The following is a 21,591-nucleotide window of genomic DNA, read 5'->3' as shown; positions in this document are numbered from 1 at the left end:
CGGCGATCGACAGCTTGCGGGTCCGGAAGCCCTGATGCGCCGGGCAGGACGCCAGATAGAAGCGCGCGCCCTCGCCGGAGAACAGCACCTCCTTCGCGCCCATCGTCACATAGAGGCAGTCCTTGTTGCCGAGGACGAACACCTCGCCGTCGACCGTCACCGTGCCGTCCACCGCCCCGACATTGACCACCGCCAGCTCGCGGCGCTCCAGGAAGGGATGGCCCACAGCCGACGCCGGCTCGCTCTGGTCGGGCAGCTTCACCGTGCTCCCCGCCACCTCGACGCCGCCGATCACGAAGCGGTCCGCGTGCGTGTAGTTCAGAACCACCTCGCCCGCCCGGAACAGCCCACCGATCAGATAACGGTCCCGCAGCTCCTCGTTCGACACGCACTCCATCATGTCCGGATGCGTCGCGTAATACGTCCTCTCGAACATCTCTCTCGCCTCTCGAATCTCACCGGACATGCCGGGCGGTCCGTGGACCCTCAATTGCCATATCATGGGATAGCGTGCCAGCTATTGCAACGACTATCGCCACCCGGCTAGGTTGACGACAAAGACCGGCACGATCGCCCGGCCATTTCGGAAGAGGGTGCGCATGAACGAGCATTCCGTCAGTCGTCGCGATTTTCTGGCCGGGAGCGCCGTCGCCGCCGGAGCCCTCGCGACTCCCGCCACGGCCGCAGCCCCCTCCCGTACCGTTCCGCCGCAGGACGGGCCGCACTGGCTCGACGGCGCGCCGCCCGCGACTCACGAGGGGCAATGCTGGGGCTATCCCTGGCCGCGCGGCACCCAGCGCGCCCATGCCTCGTTCCGCATGATGGGCGCGGACGGGAAGGCCGTGCCGCTCCAGAGCTGGCCGATGGCTTATTGGCCAGACGGTTCGCTCAAATGGACCGGCCATGCCATCCCCGCCGATACCGCGCTGACCGATGGCCTGCACATCGAGTCCGGCCGCCCGGCGGCGCCCGCCGCGCCGGTGACGGTCGCCGAACAGGGCGACGCCATCGAGGTTTCCAGCGGCCCGCTGCGCTGGCGGATCGCACGGTCCGGTCCGGCGATCATCCTCTCCGCCCGCAACGGGCAGCGCGAGGTGCTGCGCGACGTCCGCCTCGTCGCCACCGCGCAGGATCGCGCGGACGAGGAAGACGGCCCCGCCCCCACCCTCTCGCGCTACGAAAGCAACATCGAGGCGGTGGCGATCGAGCAGCGCGGGCCGGTCCGCGCGGTGCTGAAGGTCGACGGCAAGCATCGCGGCGGCGGGCGGGACTGGCTGCCCTTCTCGCTGCGCCTCACTTTCCACGCCGGATCGGAGTCGGTCCGCATCGTGCACAGCTTCGTGTTCGACGGCGATCCGACAAAGGACTTCATCCGCGGCCTCGGCCTCTCGGGCGCGGTGCCGATGGCGGACGCGCCGCACGACCGCCACCTTCGCTTCGCCGGCGAGAAAGGCGGGCTGTGGGGCGAGGCGGTGAAACCCCTCACCGGCCTCCGCCGCGACACCGGCAAGGCGTTCCGCACCGCACAGATCGCCGGCCTCGCCGTGCCGCCGCTCGACCAGATGCCCGCCCCGGTGCGCGAAGGCCTGCCCTTCATCCCGACATGGGGCGACGTCACGCTGTCGCAGCCCAACAGCGACGGCTTCACCATCGTCAAGCGCACCAAGCCCGGCCATGGCTGGATCGACGTCGACACCGCCGGCCGCGCGCCGGGGCTCGGCTATGTCGGCGGCGCATCGGGCGGCGTGGCCTTCGGAATGCACGATTTCTGGCAGCGCTGCCCCACGAGGCTCGACATCCGCGACGCCGCCACCGACACCGCGCGCTTCACCCTCTGGCACCATTCGCCGAGCGCCCCGGCGATGGACCTGCGCATCTACCATGACGACATGGGGATGACCGACTATGCGGCCCAGAATCAGGGCCTCGACATCACCTATGAGGATTTCGAGCCCGGCTGGGGCGACGCGCACGGCATCGCCCGCACCACCGAGTTCCGCCTCTGGGCGCTTCCCGCGACACCGGCCCGTGAACGGCTGGTGCAGATGGCGGAGACGGTGTCGAAGCCGCCCCGCCTGATCGCGGCCTCCGCGCGCATCAAGGCGTGCGACCTGTTCGGCATCTGGAGCTTCCCCGATCGCTCCACCCCGATGCTCGCTGCCATCGAGGAGCGGGCGCAGCGCGAGCTGGACTTCTATCTCGGGCAGGTCGACCAGCGCCGCTGGTACGGTTTCTGGAACTATGGCGACGTCATGCACAGCTATGACGACGATCGCCATGTCTGGCGCTACGACATCGGCGGCTTCGCGTGGGACAATAGCGAACTGTCGAGCGATCTGTGGCTCTGGTACGGCTATCTTCGCACCGGCCGCGCCGACATCTTCCGCATGGCCGAGGCGATGACCCGCCATACCGGCGAGGTCGACGTCTATCATCTCGGCCGCTTCAAGGGGCTCGGCACGCGCCACGGGGTGCAGCATTGGAGCGACAGCTCAAAGCAGCCGCGCATCTCCAACGCCGCCTATCGCCGCTTCTATTACTACCTCACCGCCGACGAGCGCTGCGGCGATCTGATGCGCGAGCTGCTGGGCAGCGAGGCGATGCTGCGCAGCGTCGATATCGGCCGCAAGGTCGGCGCGCGGGCGCCGGGCTCGCTGCCGCCGGGCGGCGCATCCGCCGTCAGCGCCGCCGCGCCGTTGCCAGAGGGGCAGATCTTCCTGCAATTCGGCACGAGCTGGGGCTCGCTGCTGTCCGCCTGGCTGACCGAGTGGGAGCGCACGCACGACACGCGCTGGCGGGACCGGATCGTCAACGGGATGCAGTCGATCGCGGCGCTGCCCAAACAGTGGTTCGCGGGAGGAGCGGCCTTCGACCTCGCGACGGGCCGCTTCCTCGGCCCCGGCGACACGGTGAGCATCAGCCATCTGAACGGCGTGTTCGGCGTGTTCGAGACGACCGCCGAGCTGTTCACGCTGGTGGACGTGCCCGCCTATCGCGAGTGCTGGCTGGATTATTGCCAATATTACAACGCGCCCGAGGCCGAGTTCCGCGCCAAGGTCGGCGCGCCGGGCAAGGGGCGCGGGCTGCGGCAGGCGCATTCGCGCTATACCGCTTACGCCGCCGTCGAGCGCAAGGATGCGGCGCTGGCGCGGCGCGCTTGGGCGGAGTTCCTTGGCACCGGCGACAAGGAAGGCCGCGACCAGCGCGCCGTCGCGCACAAGGTCGATGGCGCGGCGGTGCTGAAACCCATCGACGAGATCAGCCAGATCTCGACCAACGATGCTGCCCAATGGGGCCTTGCCGCGGATCAGAACATCGCTCTGATCGGCAAGGTCCTCGCTGGCTGAGAATATGAGGCGGCGTCCTGCGCGCCCGGTCTATCGATGGGCGCGGCGTGGTGAAGCGGCGCCCATCATCACTCGCCCGCATGGGCTTTCTATCTCGGCGAGAGCCGCGCGACGGAGACAAAGGACTGATGCGTACCCCCCTCGGATGGAGCGCCACGGCGCTGGCCTGCGTCCTCGCCACCGCCGCCTCTGCCGCGCCGCGCGGGGAGCTGCCGCTCGCCACCGGCTGGCGCTTCCAGCTCGGCGACGCGCCGGCGGCGGCGCAGGGTGTCGCGTTCGACGATTCCCGCTGGGAGGCCGTCTCGGTGCCGCATAGCTGGAACCGCATGGGCGGCAGCGCGAAACGGCGGACGGACTATCAGGATGTCCACGGCGCCGGCTGGTATCGCCTGCACTTCGCCACCCCCGCAGGCGCAAAAGGCAGGCAGGCGTGGCTCCAGTTCGACGCGGCGAGCGAGATCGCCGACGTCTGGCTGAACGGCGCCTATCTCGGCCAGCACAAGGGCGGCTTCGCCCGCTTCCGCCTCGACACGACCAAGGCGCTCCGGGCGTCGGGCGACAATGTGCTGGCTGTCCGCGTCGACAACAGCAGCCCCAAGACGCCCGGCTCGCCAACCCGCGACATCATCCCGATGAGCGGCGACTTCCCCATCTATGGCGGCCTCTATCGCCCGGTGGCGCTGATCCTCACCGCCCCCGTCCATATCGCGATGACCGACTTCGGCGGCCCCGGCACCTACGCCACCGTCACCCGCGCGGACGAGGCCGGCGCCGAGGCTTCGCTCCTCACGCGCCTCGAAAACATGTCGGGCGGGGCGGCGAAGGTGACAGTGGAAGCGGAGGCGATCGATCCTTCCGGCAAGGTCGCGGCGACGGCATCGAGCACCACCACCCTCGCCGCCGGCAGCAAAGGCGCAGTCCAGCAGCGCCTCTCCTTCGATCACCCGGCGCTGTGGGACGGCACCGACGCGCCGCGCCTCTACCGCCTGCGCGTCACGCTGCGCGATACGGCGGGCGCGGTGATCGACGAGGTCGAGCAGCCGCTCGGCCTGCGCACGGTGCGCATCGATCCCGACAAGGGCTTTTTCCTCAACGGCCGCCACGTCCTGCTGCGCGGCGTGTCGCGGCATCAGGATCGGCCCGACAAGGGCTGGGCCATCAGCAACGCCGACATCGACGAGGACTTCGCGCTGATCCGCGAGATCGGCGCCAACACGGTGCGCCTCGCCCATTATCAGCACGCCGACCGCGCCTATGCCGATGCCGATCGCGACGGTCTGGCCGTGTGGGCGGAGATTCCGCTGGTCGATCGCTCCGCGCCCTGGGATCAGGACGAGACCTCCCCCGGCCTCGCCGCCAATGCCGAGCAGCAGCTCCGCGAGCTGATCCACCAGAATTTCAACCATCCCTCGATCGTCGTCTGGTCGATCGCCAACGAGGTGAACCTCGAAGCCGCCAAGGGCCGCGGCACCTCCCACGCCCGCCCGCTCCTCGAACGGCTGCGCGCGGTGGTGCATGAGGAAGACCCGAGCCGCCCCGCCACGCTCGCCGATTGCTGCGGCTCGATCCCTTCGGAGGCGCGGCCCGGCCTCGACACCGTGGCGGGCATCACCGACGTGATCGGCTACAATCGCTATTTCGGCTGGTACGCCAAGACGCCGGAGGATCTCACCCCCGAGCTGAACCGGCTGCACGCGCTCTATCCGCACCAGCCGATCTCGATCAGCGAATATGGCGCGGGCGGCGCGCTCAGCCAGCATAGCGACGATCCGCGCGGCGGCCCCATCGCCGCCTTCGGCCGCCCCCATCCCGAGGAATTCGAGAACGACGTGCTGGAGCGGACATGGCCGCAGATCGCGGCGCTGCCCTATGTCTGGGCGAGCTGGGTGTGGAACCTCACCGACTTCTCGAACGAGCAGCGGAACGAAGGCGACCTCACCGATACCAACGACAAGGGCCTCGTCACCTTCGACCGCAAGACGCGCAAGGATGCCTTCTATTTCTACAAGGCCAACTGGTCGAAGGTGCCCTTCATCCACCTCGTCGGCCGCCGCTATGTGGATCGCGCGACGCCGCTGGCCGAGGTGAAGGCCTATAGCAACGCCTCCAGCGCGCGGCTGAGCCTCAACGGCCGCGATCTCGGCACGGCGCCCTGCACCGGCGGCATCTGCCGCTGGGAGGCCGTGGCGCTGCAACCGGGCGACAACCGCTTCGTGGCGAGCGCCTCCGGGGCGGCGGACGATGCGATGGCGTGGCGCTTCGCGGGCGCACCCGACCGCTGGCACATCCGCAGCGGCACGCTGACCGGCGGGGCCGCGCAGGACGGCACGCTCTGGGCCTCGGACGTGCACGTCTCCGGCGGCGAAGGCCATTTCCGCGACCAGCCTTCGAAGAGCCGTGGCGGAGAGCCGGGGCCGGTCCATCCCGTCGCCGGGACGACCGACCAGACGCCTTACGAAAGCTGGCGAAGCGGGCGCTTTTCCTATGCGGTTCCGGTATCACCGGGCCGCTATCGGGTGACGCTCTACCTGTTCGAGCCCGACGCGGCGGTGAAGCCCGGCGACCGGCTGTTCGACGTGAAGGCACAAGGGCAGACCGTCGCCACCGGCATCGATGTCGCGAAGGAAAGCGGCGGTGCGTTCCGAGCGCTCCGGCGCGAGATCATGGTGAAGGTCGGCGACGGCCCGCTTCGGCTCGATTTCGTGCCGGTGAAGGGCGACGCGATCCTCTCCGCCCTCGCGGTGGATCGCGTCGGTTCCTGAAACTAAACGCCGTGGGTTCCGGCCCAGTGCAGGAAGAGGTCCGGCCAGGGGGAGAAGCTCCCGTCGGGCCTCTTCAGGCCGAAGCCATGGCCGCCCGTCTCGAAGATATGCATCTCCGACGGCACGCCCGCCGTCTTGAGCGCGGAGAACATGCCAAGGCTGTTCTCCACCGGCACCACCCTGTCGTCCGCTGCCGCCGCGAGGAAGGTCGGCGGCGTGCCCGCCGGCACATGCTGCTCGACGCTGTAGGCCGCGAGCTTCGCCGGATCGGGTGAGGGCCCGAACATCTGGTCGCGTGAGCCCTTGTGGGTGAACGGCCCCGCCATCTGGATCACCGGATAGAGCAGCCCCGCCACCTGCGGCAGAAAGGGTGCAGCATCCGCAGCATCGACCGCAGCATAAGTGGCCTGCCCCACCGTCGCGAGCCGCGCCGCGAGATGCCCGCCCGCGGAGAAGCCGATCGCCCCCACCCGCTTCGCATCAAAGCCCTCACGCGCCGCCCGCGTCCGGATCAGCCGCATCGCCCGCTGCGCATCCTGCAAGGGCGCGTCCGGCCCCGCTGCCCAGCCGTCGGCCGGCAGGCGATAGACCAGCACGAAGCAATGATAACCGGCTTCCGCGAAACGCCGCGCGATCGCATAGCCTTCGATCCCCACCGCGACGCGGACATAGCCCCCGCCGGGGATCATCAGCAGCGCCGCGCCATTGGGCTTCGCCGGACGGATATGGGTGAGCGTCGGCTGGGCGACATGGGTGATGGCCGTATCCTCGGCCGGACCATTGGGGCTGCGGCGGACCTCCTGTTCCGGCGGCGGAACGGTGGGCGCGCCGGGGGCGGCACCCGGCCAGACGGCCAAGCGGTCGAAATCCTTGGGCGGCGGCAATGCCGCGCGAGCCCCACTCGCAAGCGCGGCCAGCGCACCGGCGGCGAGAAGCCCGCGCCGGTCCAGCTCGACCCCGCTCACTGGAGATTCACATACATGCCGCCATCGACCAGCAGCGCCGCGCCCGTCACATAAGCTGCCATGTCGGAGGCGAGGAACACCGCCGGGCCGACCATGTCCTCCGGCATCCCGAGGCGGCCGAGCGGCGTGCGCTTCTCCATATATTCGCGCTTCTCCCGGTCGGCGAGATCGTCCTTGTTGATCTCGGTCAGGATCGTGCCGGGGAGCAGCGAGTTGCAGCGGATATTGTGCTTGCCGAGCGCGATCGCGGCCGACTGCATCAGCGAGTGCAGCCCCGCCTTGGTCGGCGTGTAGTGCGTCTGATACTCGCCGCCGACCAGCGCCGAGATCGACGACACCGCGATGATCGAGCCGCCATGGCCCTGCTTCACCATCTGCTGCGCGGCGGCCTGACACATGAAGTAACCGCCATGCATGTTGACGCGCATGGTCCGCTCGAAGGTCTCGACCGGCATGTCGAGGAAGGCGTGGAACGGGCAGATGCCGGCGTTGCTCACCATCACGTCGACCTTGCCGAACGCCTCGACCGCCTTCGCGATGAAGTCGGTCGCGGTCGCGGGTTCGGCGACGTCGCCCTGCACCGCGATGGCGCGGCCGCCCGCCGCCTCGATCGCAGCGACGCAGCTTTCCGCACCCGCCGTGTCGCGCGCATAGTTGATCGCCACCGCCGCGCCATGCTGCGCCGCCCCGATCGCGATCGCCCGACCGATGCCGGTCGATGCGCCTGTGACGAGCACGGTCTTGCCTTCGAGAAGCCTCACCTTCGCAATCCTCCTTGCCGTTATTTCTGCCGCCGCCCCTGCGCGCGGACGACGCCGCTGGTGCCTTCCTGCCAGCCGAGATCGACGCTGATCGCGCGCGCCGTCGCCAGCACGTCCGCGCGCAGCGCCTGCATCCGGCCGTCGTCCATATATTGCGCGGCGCTGGAGACGCTGATCGCGGCGACGATCCTGTCCGACGCATCGCGGATCGGGGCCGCCACGCAGCGGATCTGGTCCTCGTTTTCCTCAAGGTCGAAGGCGCAGCCGCTCTCGACATAGCCCTTCATGCGATCGGCCCAGACGCCATAATCCATGGGCATCCCGCCTTCCGCATGATCGGTGTCGAACAGGCGGCGCCACTGCCCCGCCGGCGTATCGAGCAGCAGTGCCTTGCCGAGGCCGGTGCTGGTGAGCGGATGGCGATCGCCCACCCGGCTGGAGATTTCGACACGGCGGCGGCCGGGGATCTTGTCCAGATAGAGCGCGCGCTCATGATCGAGCCGCCCGAGGTGCACCGTGTCCTCGGAGGAGGCGGCCAGCTCCTCGATATGCCCGCGCGCGGTGTGGACGAGATCGACCTGCGCCTGCGCGAGAAAGCCCAGATAGAGGAGCTTCGGCCCGAGCTGATACCCCTCACGCGGCTGGAAGGTCAGGAAGCCGCGATCGATCAGCGCATTGGCCAGACGATGCGTCGTCGAGCGCGTCAGCCCCATCCGCCCGGACAGCTCCGCCAGTGCCACCGGGCCGTCGATCACCTGATCCAGCATGTCGAGCCCACGGAGCAGAGTCTGGCTCCCCTGCGGGCCGGAACGCTCCTCCGATGCGGTGGAATCCAACTTCTCGTTTGACGATTTCTGTTTCATCAAATAACATCCTATCCCATAAAGTGAGAAAGTAAATCCCTTCCGAGCGGAGAGGCCCGGCACCGATGCTTCCGATCTTATCCCATCATGCGGCGAATATGACCTCGGGATTTCATATCGTGAGATGCTGGATGCCCGCTCCCTGTCATTCGTCCGTGCAAGAGGATGCCCGATGAGCCTGCCCAAGATCGCCCATGTCCGCGCCTTCGTCGTGCGCGGCGGCGGCGCCGACTATCATGACCAGGGCGAGGGCCACTGGATCGATGACCACATTGCGACGCCGATGGCGCGCTACCCGGACTATCGGCAGAGCCGGCAGAGCTTCGGCATCAACGTGCTCGGCACGCTCGTCGTCGAGATCGAGGCGACCGACGGCACCATCGGCTTCGCGGTGACGACCGGCGGCGAGCCCGCCTGCTACATCGTCGAGAAGCATCTCGCCCGCTTCCTCGAAGGCCGCGATCCGGCGGATTATGAGAAGATCTGGGACCAGATGTATTTCTCGACCCAATATTATGGGCGCAAGGGTCTGGTCGTGAACGCCATTTCGGGCGTGGACCTCGCGCTGTGGGATTTGCTCGGCAAGCTGCGGCAAGAGCCGGTTTACAAGCTGCTCGGCGGCAATGTGCGCGACGAGCTGCAATTCTACGCCACCGGCGCGCGGCCCGATCTCGCCAAGGAGATGGGGTTCATCGGCGGCAAGCTCCCCCTCCATCACGGCCCCGCCGAGGGCATCGAGGGGCTGCACAAGAATATCGCCCATCTGGCGGAGATGCGGTCCCGTTGTGGTGAAGATTTCTGGCTGATGCTCGATTGCTGGATGAGCCTCGATCTCGATTACGCCACGCGCCTCGCGCACCGGGCGTGGGACGAATGCGGGCTCAAGTGGATCGAGGAGGCACTCTCGCCCGACGATTACTGGGGCTATGCGGCACTGAAGAAGAACGCCCCCAAGGGCCTGCTGGTCACCACCGGCGAGCATGAGGCGACCCGCTGGGGCTTCCGGATGCTGATGGACATGGAATGCTGCGACATCATCCAGCCGGACGTGGGCTGGTGCGGCGGCGTCACCGAACTCATCAAGATCGCCAACTATGCCGACAGCAAGGGCGTGATGATGGTGCCCCATGGCTCGTCGGTCTATTCGTACCACTTCGTCATCACCCGGCATAATTCGCCCTTCGCCGAGTTCCTGATGATGCATCCGGGGCCGACCGAAGTGGTGCCGATGTTTGCGCCGCAGCTCCTCGGCGAGCCGGTGCCCGTCAACGGCCGCATCCGCGCGAGCGAACTCGACAAGCCCGGTTTCGGCGTCGAGCTGAACCGCGACATCCCCCTCCACCGCCCCTACACGCACTAAGGATACCCCTCTCCATGAAGCTTTGCCGCTATGGCCCGCGTGGGTCAGAGAAGCCCGGCGTGGTCGACGCCGACGGCCGCATCCGCGACCTCTCGGGCCTCGTCGACGACATCACCCCCGCCACGATCGCCGAGGCGCTCTCCGCCAACGTCGGCGCGCTCCCCGTGGTCGAGGGCCAGCCCCGATACGGCGTGCCGGTGAAGGGCATCGGCAAGATCGTCGCGATCGGCCTCAACTATGAGGACCACGCCAGGGAATCGAACCTGCCGATCCCGACCGAGCCGGTGGTGTTCATGAAAGCGCTCTCCGCCCTCACCGGCCCCAACGACGAGGTGATGCTGCCGAAGGATTCGACCCACACCGACTGGGAAGTCGAACTCGGCCTCATCATCGGCAAGACCGCCCGCTATGTCGACGAGGCGGACGCGCTCGATCATGTCGCGGGCTATGTGCTGGCGAACGACGTGTCGGAGCGCTTCAACCAGAAGCAGCGCGGCAGCCAGTGGAGCAAGGGCAAGGGCCACGACACCTTCTGCCCGGTCGGCCCGTGGCTGGTGACGCCCGACGAGGTCGGCGATCCGCAGGATCTCGCCATGAGCCTCGACGTGAACGGCGAGCGGATGCAGACCGGCAATACGCGCACGATGATCTTCAATGTGCAGCAGATCATCTCGTATCTCAGCCAGTATGTGACGCTCTTCCCCGGCGACCTCATCATCACCGGCACCCCGCCGGGCGTCGGCGAGGGCAAGAAGCCCGACGCGATCTATCTGAAGGCCGGCGACGAGATGACGCTTTCGATCGCCAAGCTCGGCACGCAGACGCAGAAGGTCGTGGCATGGCGCCATCTGGGTGAGGAGGTGCTGGCATGAGCGTCTATCAGGGCCGCTATGCCGGCCGTACCGCGATCGTCACCGGCGGCGCCTCGGGCCTCGGCAAGGAAGTCGCACGGCGCATCGTCTCCGAGGGGGGCACCGTCGCGCTGTGGGACATGAACGCCGACACGCTCTCCGCCGCGAAGGACGAAGTGGGCGCCACCCATACCGTCGCGCTCGACGTCGCCGATCCGGCGGCGGTCGCGGCGGCCGCGAAGGAGACGGCGGACGCGCTCGGCAAGGTCGACATCCTCGTCTGCTCGGCGGGCATCACCGGCGCGACCCAGCCGGTCTGGGAATTCCCGGTCGATAGCTGGCAGCGCGTGATCGACATCAATCTCAACGGCCTCTTCTACTGCTGCCGCGAGGTGGTGCCGCACATGCTGGCGAACGGCTATGGCCGCATCGTCAACGTGGCGTCGGTGGCGGGCAAGGAGGGCAATCCCAACGCGTCGGCTTATTCCGCCTCTAAGGCGGGCGTGATCGGCCTCACCAAGAGCCTCGGCAAGGAACTGGCCGGCAAGGGCGTGATCGTGAACGCGCTCACCCCCGCCACCTTCGAGAGCCCGATCCTCGCCCAGCTCCCGCAGAGCCAGGTCGATTATATGCGCTCCAAGATTCCGATGGGGCGTCTGGGCGAAGTGGAGGAATCGGCGGCCATGATCTGCTTCATGGCGTCCGAGGAGTGCAGCTTCACCACGGCGTCGACCTTCGACACCTCGGGCGGCCGCACCACCTTCTGATCCGCGAGCGGCGGCAGCTCCCGCCCAAGAGGAGCGCCGCCCCGCCTGCCCACGGGAGAGGGCCTTTGAACGCGATTCCCTTCGTCGACGCCCACGTCCATCTCTGGGACCTGAGCCATATCCGCTATCCGTGGCTCTCCCCGCCCTTCGACGACAGCGGCCCCAATGGCAGCGTCGAGGCGATCGCGAAGGATTATTCGCTCGACGACTATCTCGGGGATGCCACGCGTTGGGACGTGCGCGGCCTCGTCCATGTCGATGCGGGCGCGGAAGCCTCCGCCGCGCTCGACGAGACGCGCTGGTTGCAGGCCATGGCCGACGCACGCGGCCTGCCGAGCGCGATCATCGCCTTCGCCGCCCTCGACGATCCGGCGCTCGATGCGCTGCTGGAGGCGCATGCCGCCCACCGGTCCGTCCGCGGCATCCGCCACATCGCCAACTGGCACCCCGATCCGCGCCGCACCTATACCCCGCGCGACGTGACCCGGGACACGGACTGGCAACGCGGCTTCGGCCTGCTCGGGCGGCACGGCCTGTCCTTCGACCTGCAATGCTATCCGGGCCAGATGGCGCCGCTCGCGCCCCTGTTCGCGCGCCATCCCGAAGTGCCCGTCATCATCAACCATGCGGGGATGCCGGTCGATACGGACGAGGCCGGCGTGGCGCTCTGGCGCACGGGAATGCGTGCCCTCGCCGCGCTGCCGCAGGTGTCGGTCAAGCTCTCGGGCTTCGGCTTCATCCATCGCGACTGGACGGTCGCGCAGATACGCCCCGTCCTGCTGGAGGCGATCGACATCTTCGGCGCCGACCGCTGCCTCTTCGCCAGCGATTTTCCGACCGACAAGCTGTTCGGCAGCTTCGACCGTCATCTCGACGCCTATCACGCCATCGTCGCCGACTTCAGCGAGGACGAGCGGCGCGACCTGTTCGGGCGCAACGCCAACCGCGTCTATCGCCTCGGGCTGGAGCTGTAAGCATGGGCGCCAATCCACTACTCGGCGTCGTGTTCCACTGGATGGGGGGCTTCGCGTCCGCGAGCTTCTATGTGCCCTATCGCGGCATAAGGCGGTGGAACTGGGAAATCCTCTGGCTGACCGGCGGACTCTTCTCCTGGCTGTTCGCGCCGTGGCTGTTCGCGTGGCTCCAGACCAGCGACCTCCCCGGCGTGCTCGGGCAGGTGCCGCGCTCGATCGTGGGCTGGTGCGTGTTCTTCGGGATGCTCTGGGGGTTCGGCGGGCTGACCTACGGGCTCACCATGCGCTATCTCGGGCTGTCGCTCGGCATGGCCGTGGTGCTGGGGCTGTGCACCGTGTTCGGCACGCTGATCCCGCCGATCTTCCAGGGGGATTTCGGCGAAAAGCTGCTCGTCGGAACGTCAGGGCACATGATCCTGCTCGGCCTGCTGGTGACGCTGGCCGGGATCGCCGTCGTCGCGATGGCGGGCGCGCGCAAGGACAGCGCGCTCACCGAAGCGCAGAAGACCGCCGTCGTCGCCGAGTTCGATTTCCGCAAGGGCATCCTCGTCGCGACCTTCTCCGGCGTCATGTCGGCCTGCTTCGCCTTCGGCCTCGCTGCGGGCGAGCCGATCAAGGCGCTCTCCGCCGCCGCCGGCACCGGGCCGCTGTGGACCGGGCTGCCGACGCTCTGCCTCGTGATGTTCGGCGGGCTCGTCACCAACGCGATCTGGTGCGCGATCCTGATCCTGCGCAACGGATCGGCCCCGCAATGGTTCGGCGGCAGCGCCGCGCGGCTCGATGCGGATGCCCAGCGCGGCGAAGGCCACGCGCCTCTGCTTCGCAACTATCTGCTGGCGGCATTGGGCGGCACGGCCTGGTATTTCCAGTTCTTCTTCTACACCATGGGCGAGAGCCAGATGGGGCGCTTCGGCTTCTCGTCCTGGACGCTGCACATGGCGAGCATCATCATCTTCGGCACGCTCTGGGGCTTCGCCTTCCGCGAGTGGAAGGATGCCGCGCCGCGCGTCCGCGCGATGGTGTGGAGCGGCGTCGGCCTGCTGGTGATCGCCACCGTCATCATCGGTTACGGCAACATGCTCGCTGCCTGATCGCCCCCCTCTCCCCGTTGCCGCGGATGTTGACAGGTCGGCTCCCTTCCGCAACTTGTCTGACAAAATTACGGGAGAGGTGGAATGATCGGGCGTATCCGTCGAATCATGCTGGCGACGGCGGCCGTGGCGCTGGCATTCGAAGCCGTCCCCGCCGCCGCGCAGGAGACGGCGACGCTGACCGTCCACGCCGATCGGCCCGGCGCACAGGTCAACCGGCAGGTCTTCAGCCAGTTCGCCGAGCATCTCGGCCACGGCATCTATGACGGGCTGTGGGTCGGCCCCAACTCCAGGATTCCCAACGTGCGCGGCTTCCGAACCGATGTGGTGACGGCGCTCAAGGCGCTCGGCGTGCCGGTGGTGCGCTGGCCGGGCGGCTGCTTCGCCGACGAATATCACTGGCGCGACGGCATCGGCCCGCGCGCGAAACGGCCGGTCAAGGTCAACACCCATTGGGGCGGCGTCACCGAGCCCAATGCGGTCGGCACGCACGAGTTCATGGACCTCGTCGGCCAGATCGGCGCCGAGCCCTATGTGGCAGGCAATGTCGGCGACGCGCCGCCGCACGAGATGGCCGAGTGGGTGGAATATATGACCTCCCCCACCGGCTCGACGCTGGCGAAGGAGCGCGCCGCCAACGGCCATCCGGCACCGTGGAAAGTCCCCTATTTCGGCGTCGGCAACGAGTTGTGGGGCTGCGGCGGCAATATGCGCCCCGAATATGCCGCCGATCTCACCCGCCGCTACGCCACCTTCATCAAGGCCCCCGCGGGCGAGAAGATCATGAGGTTCGCCAGCGGCGCCAATGGCGACGACTATCACTGGACCGACGTGATGATGCGGGAGGCCGTCGATCAGATCGACGGCCTGACGCTGCATTATTACACCGTCCCCGGCGACTGGAAGCACAAGGGCTCGGCCACCCGGTTCGACGAGGCCGAATGGGCCGAAACCCTGGCCAAGACGCTCAAGATGGAAGAGCTGGTCAGCAAGCACTCGGCGATCATGGACAAATATGATCCGGCCAGGCGCGTCTGGCTCGTCGTCGACGAATGGGGCACCTGGTACGATGCCGAGCCCGGCACCAACCCCGGCTTCCTCTATCAGCAGAACTCGCTGCGCGACGCGGTGGTGGCGGCGGTGAACCTCAACATCTTCACCAAACATGCCGACCGCGTGAAGATGGCCGCCATCGCCCAGATGGTGAACGTGCTCCAGTCGATGATCCTCACCGACGGCGCGAAGATGGTGCGCACCCCCACCTATCACGTCTTCGCGATGTACAAGCCGTGGCAGGATGCGACGAGCCTGCCGATCGAGATCCAGTCGCCCTGGTACAGCAAGGATCAATGGACGGTCCCGGCGGTCAGCGCCTCGGCGGTGCGGGACAAGGCGGGCCAGATCCACGTCGCCCTCGCCAATCTCGACCCCAACCGTGCGGTGAACATCTCGGCCAGGCTTGCGGGTGCGGGAATCGCGGGCGTCTCCGGCCGCATCCTGACCGCGCCCGCAATGAATGCGATCAACAGCTTCGACCAGCCCGACCGCGTGACGCCCCAGCCCTTCACCGGCGCCGGTGCGGCAGGCGACACGCTGAGCGTGACGCTGCCGTCGAAGTCCGTGGTCGTGCTCGATCTGCAATAAGGCGGCCCTGCCGGCATATTTGTCTGATTTGAAACGGAGATCATTCGCCGCAAGGAAGGGATGCCTCGCCAGCTCGGATGCTCTAAGCGGAGGCCATGGCCGCCGTCTCGACAAGCCCCCGCCCCGCCCGCATAACGCCCTCCATCACTTCGCGGGGGGAGCGGGCGTGACGCGCGCAGCCAAGCCACAGTTCGGGCCGATGGCGGGGCCGTCCGGGTCCAGGCGGATTCACGGATCGATCGCGCATGATCTCGGCGTCGCCATCGTCACCGGCCAGTATCAGCCGGGCGACGTGCTGTCGGGCGAGATCGAGTTCTCCGAGCAATTGCAGGTCTCGCGCACGGCCTATCGCGAGGCGGTGCGCATCCTCGCGGCCAAGGGGCTGGTCGAGAGCCGCCCCAAGACCGGCACGCGCGTCACCGAGCGGCGGCGCTGGAACCTGCTCGATCCCGACGTGCTGGCCTGGACCTTCGAGGCGGAGCCCAGCCAGGATTTCATCCGCGACCTGTTCGAGCTGCGCATGATCGTCGAGCCGGCCGCCGCCGAACTCGCCGCGCGCCGCCGCGACGGGCAGGATCTCGCGCGCATGGGCCATGCGCTGGAGGAGATGGCGCGCCACGGGCTCGGCAACGAGGCCGGCCGCGACGCCGACCGCCTCTTCCACCAGAGCATCCTCGAAGCGACGCGCAACGAGCCGCTGATGTCGCTCTCCAGCTCGATCGAGGCGGCGGTGGGCTGGACGACGGTGTTCAAGCAGCGCAAGCGCAAGCTGCCGCGCGATCCCGTGCCCGATCACCGCCGCCTGTTCGATGCGATCGCGAACGCCGATCCCGATGGCGCGCGCCAGGCGATGACCGAACTTGTCCGCCTCGCGCTGGAGGACACCGAACTGTCGCTCGACGCCTGACGGGTCGCCCCATGAAAAAGGGCGCGCCACAAGGACGCGCCCCAGTACGACAATGACCCGGCGAGAGCTTACATCTTGAAGCGCGCACCGAAGATGAAGGTGCGGCCAAAATGGTTATATTCGTAGTTCCTGCCCGCATCGATGTCGGTGTAGCGGCCGCGATAATCGTCGGTGAGGTTGGTGCCCTCCACCGACAGCTCCAGCGACGGCGTGAGCTTGTAGCGGATCGAGGCATCGACATTGATGCTCGATTCATAGCCCTCGAACACATTGCCGGTCCCTGAGCCGGCATCGACATAGGGGCTGCGATAGCTCACCGAGCCGCGCGCGCTGAACTTCTTGTCCTCATAATAGAGCGTGGCGTTGAACGTCCGCTTGGACAGGCCGTAGAGCGTCGTCGTTCGCGTCTCGCTGACGAGGCCGCCGCCCGGCGTCACCGCCGGCCCGCTCTGCGTATATTGCGCGTTGGACTGGATGAAGGTGGCGTTCACGATGCCGCCGAAATTGTGCAGGAAGCCCGGCAGGAAGCGGAACGGCGCCTGCAACGCCACCTCGATGCCCTTGAGCGACGCGCCCGTGCCGTTGGTGACGGTCGAGATCTGCCAGATCTGCCCCTCGGGGTTGGACGCGGCCGGCGAGCTGGGCGTGATGACCGACAGCGGCAGGCCCGTGGACGCGAACGTCCCGTTGGTCGTCACCGAGACGGGGAAGCTGCTCACATCCTTCTTGAACAGCGCCACTGAGAAGATCGACTGCGGCGCGAAATACCACTCCGCCGAGAGATCATAGGCCACCGCCCGGAACGGCTCGAGCCGCGGATTGCCGAAGCTGATCTTGTAGTTGAAGCCGTCGACCGAGCCACCCGGCGTCAGATTGCCGAGCGTCGGCCGCGTCATCACCTTGGATACCGCCGCGCGCACGATGATGTTGCGCGTCGGGAACAGCGCCACGTTCAACGCCGGCAGCCAGTCGTCATAGGTGCGGCCGAGCGTCACCGTCTCCGTGTTGGAGAGGCCGGTCGAATGCTGGTTCGTATGCACGAAGCGCGTGCCCGCATTGGCCGCATACTTCAGCCCGAACAGCTCGCCCTTCACGTCGAACTGGAGATAGCCACCGGTTACCTCCTCGACGACGCTGCGGGTATTGCCGGCATCCACCGCCAGCGCACGACCGTAGAGGCCGGTATATTTGGCCGCCGCGTCGATATTGGGGACGAGCCAGTCGGTGGTGGTGCCGGCCGGCTGACCGGCGCTGCCGAGGTGGAAGGCGTCGCTCAGCCCCGTCGCCGGGAAGCCATAGACCGCGTCCGGCCCGAACACCGTCGAGGGCGAGCAGCTGATCGTGCCCAGCACCACGTCGGGCGTCGGCGTCTTGACCGTGGGGCAGACCACGGCGTCGCGGGTGAAGCCCACCGTATCGAACTCGAACCGGCGATAGACGCCGCCGACCTTCACCTGGAAACCGTCCGTCACATCCCATTCGGTGCGGAGCTGCCCGGTGCGGAACTTGTTGAGCGTGTCCGACGGGCGATCGCGGATCTCGGCGAGCTGGAAATTGGCCGGATCGGTGACGCTGGTGCCGAAGCTCAGCATCGGTTGATGCATGTCGGTGTAATCGTACTGATAGCCCTGCGCGTCGCGATCATCGAACACGAAGGTCGTCTCGACCGGAATCTTCGCATCCGAGCGCGAGATGCCGCCCATCGCGGTGAAGCGGAAACGATCCGTCACGTCCTGATCCCAGGTCGCGCCGACCTGATAGAAGGTCGTCTTCGACTTGCGCAGATAATGCTCGGTGCGCACCCACGCATCGTTGAGGGTCGCCGAGATCATGTTGCCATTGTCGTCGTAGGTCGGGTTCACGACGTCGATCGAGCGCTCGTTGCTGCGCAGCAGAACCTCGCCCCATTTCTCCTCGCGCGTCTCCTTGAAGCGCGAATAGAGGGCGTCGACGGAAATCTTGGTGCGGTCGCTCGGCGCCCACTGGACGCTGCCGGTCAGGCCCAGCCGCTCGCGGTCATGCCGCACCTCGCCATAGCGCGGGATGCGCGGGTGGAAGGACAGCGAGGCCTGATCGCACGCCGCGCTCGGGATATAGGTGCCGCCGGTGTTGGGCGTGGTGAAGCAGGGCGTGCCGTCGACGGAATCGAACCGCGCCTGCGCCCAGCGCACGCTGTTGTTGCCCAGCTCCAGATTGTTGGTCTTGGAATAGGCCGCCGACACCGCGACGCCGAACGTCCCGTCCGGCGATTTCCACGAGGCCAGCCCGGCGAGGCGAGGCCCCCAGTTGCCGCTGAGATCGTTGTAGCTGCCCTGCGCCGAGCCCACGATGGTGAAGCCATATTTGCCCGCGAGCGGATTGCCGGTGTTGAGGTCCACCACCGCGCCCAGCGAGCCTTCGTCGAGCGAGGCCTCCGCCGTCTTGTGGACGACGATCGAGGTGAACAGCTCGGACGCGAAGACGTTGAAATCGAACGCGCGATCGCGGTTGGCCGAGGCGCCGTCGGTGGAGGTGGCGACCGTCTCCAGCCCGTTGACGCGCACGCGGGTGAACTGCGCGCCCAAGCCGCGCACGGTGATCGCGCGCCCCTCGCCCGCGTCGCGCTGGATGGCGATGCCGGGAATGCGCTGGAGCGATTCCGCGAGATTCTGGTCGGGGAATTTGGCGATATCCTCGGCGACGATCGCGTCGACGGCGGACACCGACTGCTTCTTGACGCTCAGCGCCGCGTCGAGCGACTGGCGGAAGCCCGTGACGACGATCTCGGCCGCCGCGGGCGTGGAGTCGGTGGACGCGCCCGGCGCCTCGGCCGGTGCGGGCGCCGTCTGCGCATGGCCGACCGCCGGGATGCCGATCCCCAGCGTCAGCACGAGCGCGCCCATGGAAATTCCGTTGAAACGTCGCGCGGTACGCCGCGCGGTGGCGCCTTCCGAATGCCTCATCATCCCACTCCCCTTCGCCCCATTCGGGCTATGATACCGGTTGCATCGCTACAGGGACGAATCCCCGCAGCGGCACCTGAATCTCCTGTCGAGAGGATGGATCGCCTGACACGACCCGGCTTTCCATCCCCCTGGCGGCCGCTCTTGCGATCTCGCCTGCCGATTCCCGCCTTGCCTTGGTAACCGGTGTCACGAACATGTGGCCAACCGGCACCCGTGTCAATATGCCCCTGAGAGGTCAGCTTCCCGGTTGGATGTACGGCACGCGCGCGAACAGCTCGCGCTGCCAGCGGCGCGGATCGTTCTCCACGCCCGAGCGGGCGTCGAAGATCATCGTCGCGCGGCGGGCGAGGTCATAGGCCGGCCAGCGCTCCAGCCCCGCATGGTTGGGATCGCCGGCCCTGGCGAAGGCGACGAAGCTCTCCTGCATCGCGGCCGAGGCGGCGCGCGCGTCGGCGGCGGTTCCGGTCTGCGATCCGGGCGCGTCGAGCGTGCCGAACACCAGCGGAATGTCCATGGTGTGGAACGCCCCCCGGCGCGGATCGGTGCGCGAGGCGAAGTCCACCTGATAGACCCAGCTCGGCGCGCCAACTTGCGCACGCGCCTCCGCCTCCATCACCTGCCCGCGCCAGCTCCGCCCCGCCGTCACCGCGCCGTAGAACACGTCGAGCGGCGACCAGTCCGGGAATTGCGCGCGATATTGCGCCACCACCCATTCGGGCAGGATGTCGACCTTCAGCTCCGGCGCCATACGCTGGGCGAGATTGTCCCAGCTCAGCCCCTGCACGCGCGGGGAATCGAGCCCGATAAAGGCCCGCGCCTCGTCATGCGTATTGCCGAGCAGCATCGGCAGCGTATTGGATTGCGGCGGTGCGTCGGGCCAGAAGGGGTGGCGCGTCAGCCAGCGCATATCGAGCACCGGCCCGAAATAGAGCCCGCCGCCGAGGATCGGATCGGCCGTGTCGAGCGCCTCCACCAGCCGCGCGACGGGCATCGTCAGCAGCGGCGCGAGATCAGCCTCGCCGACGCCCAGCTTCGCCAGATAGGCGCGCGCCCGCTCGGTCGCGTGGAGCGGGCCGGAGGCGGTCACCTGCTGGCCGCTCATCGTCGCGGCGCGGTGGAAGAGGCCCTCGGCGGCGGGCATCGCCATCATCGTCGCGATCTTGGCGCCCCCGCCCGACTGGCCGAACACCATCACCCGCGACGGATCGCCCCCGAACGCCGCGATATTGTCCCGCACCCAGCGCAGCGCCAGCACAAGATCGAGCTGGCCAAGATTGCCGCTGTCCGCAAAGCGCGGATCGAAGCGCGCGAGATAGAGATAGCCGAAGGCGTTGAGCCGGTGGTTGACCGTCACCACCACCACGTCGCCCCGCCGGGCGAGCGCCTGCCCGTCGTTGAGCGGATCGGTGGCGCTGCCGTTCGAATAGGCCCCGCCATGGATGTAGAGCATCACCGGCTTGCGCGCGGCGGGGTGCGGATCGGCGGTCCAGATGTTGAGGAAGAGGCAGTCCTCGGCCTGCGTCGGGTAGCGTTTATCCCGCTGCGGGCAGACGGGGCCGAAGCCGTGCGCGGCGACGGTCTGCCCGGCGCGCGGCTCGGGCCTCGGCGCACGGAACCGCTCGGCGCGGCCGTAGCGGATGCCCCGGAAGGCGATCACGCCATCCCGCGCCGTGCCCACGAAGCGTCCTGCCGGCGCGTCGGCGAGCGGTGCCTGCCCCGCGCCCCGCGCCGCTGTCGTCAGCCATGCCGCAGCGCCTGCCCCCAGAACGCCGCGCCTGCTCCAGCCCCCTGCCTCGGACATGCCCCCTCCTCTGTTACGCGCTCCGCCTCACCGAGCGAGCCATCCGCCATCGACGGCGAGGATATGGCCGTGGACGTAGCGTGCGGCGTCGGAGGCGAGGAAGACGGCGGCACCGCCGAGGTCGTCCGGCCGCCCCCAGTCGCCTGCCGGGATGCGCTCGCGGATCGCCTTGTCGCGCGCCTCGTCGGCTTGCAGGGCTGCGGTGTTGTTGGTCGCGATATAGCCCGGCGCGATCGCGTTGACGTTGACACCCCTGGCCGCCCACTCGTTCGCCAGCAGCTTGGTGAGGCCTCCGATACCCGACTTGGATGCGGTATAGCTCGGCACCCGGATGCCGCCCTGAAAGGTCAGCATCGAGGCGATGTTGATGATCTTGCCCGAGCCTCTCGCCAGCATGTGCCGACCGGCTGCCTGACACAGGAAGAACACCGACTTCAAATTGGTGTCGATCACCGCGTCCCAGTCTTCTTCGGTGAAGTCGACCGCATCGGCCCGCCGGATGATGCCGGCATTGTTGACGAGGATGTCGAGCCTGCCGAAGCCTTCGACCACC

At 67.9% G+C, this 21,591-nt stretch carries 16 protein-coding genes; 9 read left to right on the top strand and 7 right to left on the bottom strand.

Annotated features, from left to right (window positions below):
* Positions 1-436: 5-deoxy-glucuronate isomerase (locus ST3T6A_RS0106215; RefSeq protein WP_019832042.1), on the bottom strand; the 436-nt coding region annotated here is incomplete at its 3' end.
* A 163-nt stretch (positions 437-599) separates the two neighbouring features.
* On the opposite strand from ST3T6A_RS0106215, the gene ST3T6A_RS0106210 reads away from it, so the two are divergent.
* Entirely contained in the window at positions 600-3,347 is a 2,748-nt protein-coding gene (locus ST3T6A_RS0106210; protein WP_019832041.1) for an exo-rhamnogalacturonan lyase family protein, read from the top strand.
* A 128-nt stretch (positions 3,348-3,475) separates the two neighbouring features.
* Positions 3,476-6,109 (top strand): glycoside hydrolase family 2, encoded by a 2,634-nt coding sequence (locus ST3T6A_RS0106205; RefSeq protein ID WP_019832040.1) that lies wholly within the window; start codon positions 3,476-3,478, stop codon positions 6,107-6,109.
* A 2-nt stretch (positions 6,110-6,111) separates the two neighbouring features.
* Here ST3T6A_RS0106205 and ST3T6A_RS0106200 read toward each other — a convergent pair whose 3' ends face one another.
* From ST3T6A_RS0106200 to ST3T6A_RS0106190, 3 genes are read right to left on the bottom strand one after another with little or no spacing between them, the layout of a single operon-like run.
* A complete protein-coding gene (locus ST3T6A_RS0106200) occupies positions 6,112-7,074 on the bottom strand; it encodes an alpha/beta hydrolase (RefSeq protein WP_019832039.1) in 963 nt (320 codons plus the stop codon).
* Positions 7,071-7,835 (bottom strand): SDR family NAD(P)-dependent oxidoreductase, encoded by a 765-nt coding sequence (locus tag ST3T6A_RS0106195; protein ID WP_019832038.1) that lies wholly within the window; start codon positions 7,833-7,835, stop codon positions 7,071-7,073. Before ST3T6A_RS0106195 ends, ST3T6A_RS0106200 begins: the two co-directional genes overlap by 4 nt.
* A gap of 20 nt (positions 7,836-7,855) precedes the next feature.
* A complete protein-coding gene (locus ST3T6A_RS0106190; RefSeq protein ID WP_026359477.1) occupies positions 7,856-8,698 on the bottom strand; it encodes an IclR family transcriptional regulator in 843 nt (280 codons plus the stop codon).
* Between the two features lie 172 nt (positions 8,699-8,870).
* Here ST3T6A_RS0106190 and rhmD point away from each other — a divergent pair, with 172 nt between their 5' ends.
* The 7 genes from rhmD (at position 8,871) to ST3T6A_RS0106155 (ending at position 16,292) form a co-directional block, all read left to right on the top strand.
* A complete protein-coding gene (gene rhmD / locus ST3T6A_RS0106185; RefSeq protein ID WP_019832036.1) occupies positions 8,871-10,058 on the top strand; it encodes an L-rhamnonate dehydratase in 1,188 nt (395 codons plus the stop codon).
* 14 nt (positions 10,059-10,072) lie between these two features.
* The gene (locus ST3T6A_RS0106180) at positions 10,073-10,930 is read left to right on the top strand and encodes a fumarylacetoacetate hydrolase family protein (protein ID WP_019832035.1); all 858 of its coding nucleotides are present in this window, start codon (positions 10,073-10,075) and stop codon (positions 10,928-10,930) included.
* Positions 10,927-11,676, top strand: a complete 750-nt coding sequence (locus ST3T6A_RS0106175; protein WP_019832034.1) for an SDR family NAD(P)-dependent oxidoreductase — start codon at positions 10,927-10,929, stop codon at positions 11,674-11,676. The genes ST3T6A_RS0106180 and ST3T6A_RS0106175 overlap by 4 nt, the downstream gene beginning before the upstream one ends.
* Positions 11,677-11,741: 65 nt before the next feature.
* Positions 11,742-12,650, top strand: a complete 909-nt coding sequence (locus ST3T6A_RS0106170; RefSeq protein WP_019832033.1) for an amidohydrolase family protein — start codon at positions 11,742-11,744, stop codon at positions 12,648-12,650.
* A 2-nt stretch (positions 12,651-12,652) separates the two neighbouring features.
* Positions 12,653-13,741, top strand: a complete 1,089-nt coding sequence (rhaT, locus tag ST3T6A_RS0106165) for an L-rhamnose/proton symporter RhaT (RefSeq protein WP_019832032.1) — start codon at positions 12,653-12,655, stop codon at positions 13,739-13,741.
* 84 nt (positions 13,742-13,825) lie between these two features.
* On the top strand, positions 13,826-15,385 hold the full coding sequence (locus ST3T6A_RS0106160; protein WP_019832031.1) for an alpha-N-arabinofuranosidase: 1,560 nt from the start codon (positions 13,826-13,828) through the stop codon (positions 15,383-15,385).
* A 199-nt stretch (positions 15,386-15,584) separates the two neighbouring features.
* Positions 15,585-16,292, top strand: coding sequence for a FadR/GntR family transcriptional regulator (locus ST3T6A_RS0106155; protein WP_083937369.1), 708 nt, complete (start codon positions 15,585-15,587; stop codon positions 16,290-16,292).
* Positions 16,293-16,360: 68 nt separating this feature from the next.
* Here ST3T6A_RS0106155 and ST3T6A_RS0106150 read toward each other — a convergent pair whose 3' ends face one another.
* The 3 genes from ST3T6A_RS0106150 to ST3T6A_RS0106140 form a co-directional block, all read right to left on the bottom strand.
* Entirely contained in the window at positions 16,361-19,174 is a 2,814-nt protein-coding gene (locus ST3T6A_RS0106150; protein ID WP_019832029.1) for a TonB-dependent receptor, read from the bottom strand.
* A gap of 298 nt (positions 19,175-19,472) precedes the next feature.
* Complete coding sequence (locus ST3T6A_RS0106145; protein WP_019832028.1) at positions 19,473-21,038, bottom strand: carboxylesterase/lipase family protein; 1,566 nt, start codon at positions 21,036-21,038, stop codon at positions 19,473-19,475.
* A 27-nt stretch (positions 21,039-21,065) separates the two neighbouring features.
* The coding region (locus tag ST3T6A_RS0106140) for an SDR family oxidoreductase (RefSeq protein WP_019832027.1) at positions 21,066-21,591 on the bottom strand (526 nt) is incomplete at its 5' end.

The organism is Sphingomonas sp. PR090111-T3T-6A (assembly GCF_000383095.1).
In the GTDB taxonomy this organism is placed as follows: Bacteria; Pseudomonadota; Alphaproteobacteria; order Sphingomonadales; family Sphingomonadaceae; genus Solisphingomonas.
Note: the sequence above shows the minus strand (reverse complement) of the source record. Positions and strands in the feature narration are given on the sequence as shown.

Coding starts and splice junctions, on each gene's coding strand:
- ST3T6A_RS0106145 (WP_019832028.1), bottom strand. CDS start 21,038: ATGTCCGAGGCAGGGGGCTGGAGCAGGCGCGGCGTTCTGGGGGCAGGC.
- ST3T6A_RS0106190 (WP_026359477.1), bottom strand. CDS start 8,698: ATGAAACAGAAATCGTCAAACGAGAAGTTGGATTCCACCGCATCGGAG.
- ST3T6A_RS0106180 (WP_019832035.1), top strand. CDS start 10,073: ATGAAGCTTTGCCGCTATGGCCCGCGTGGGTCAGAGAAGCCCGGCGTG.
- rhmD (WP_019832036.1), top strand. CDS start 8,871: ATGAGCCTGCCCAAGATCGCCCATGTCCGCGCCTTCGTCGTGCGCGGC.
- ST3T6A_RS0106175 (WP_019832034.1), top strand. CDS start 10,927: ATGAGCGTCTATCAGGGCCGCTATGCCGGCCGTACCGCGATCGTCACC.
- ST3T6A_RS0106150 (WP_019832029.1), bottom strand. CDS start 19,174: ATGGGCGCGCTCGTGCTGACGCTGGGGATCGGCATCCCGGCGGTCGGC.
- rhaT (WP_019832032.1), top strand. CDS start 12,653: ATGGGCGCCAATCCACTACTCGGCGTCGTGTTCCACTGGATGGGGGGC.
- ST3T6A_RS0106155 (WP_083937369.1), top strand. CDS start 15,585: ATGGCGGGGCCGTCCGGGTCCAGGCGGATTCACGGATCGATCGCGCAT.
- ST3T6A_RS0106160 (WP_019832031.1), top strand. CDS start 13,826: ATGATCGGGCGTATCCGTCGAATCATGCTGGCGACGGCGGCCGTGGCG.
- ST3T6A_RS0106205 (WP_019832040.1), top strand. CDS start 3,476: ATGCGTACCCCCCTCGGATGGAGCGCCACGGCGCTGGCCTGCGTCCTC.
- ST3T6A_RS0106210 (WP_019832041.1), top strand. CDS start 600: ATGAACGAGCATTCCGTCAGTCGTCGCGATTTTCTGGCCGGGAGCGCC.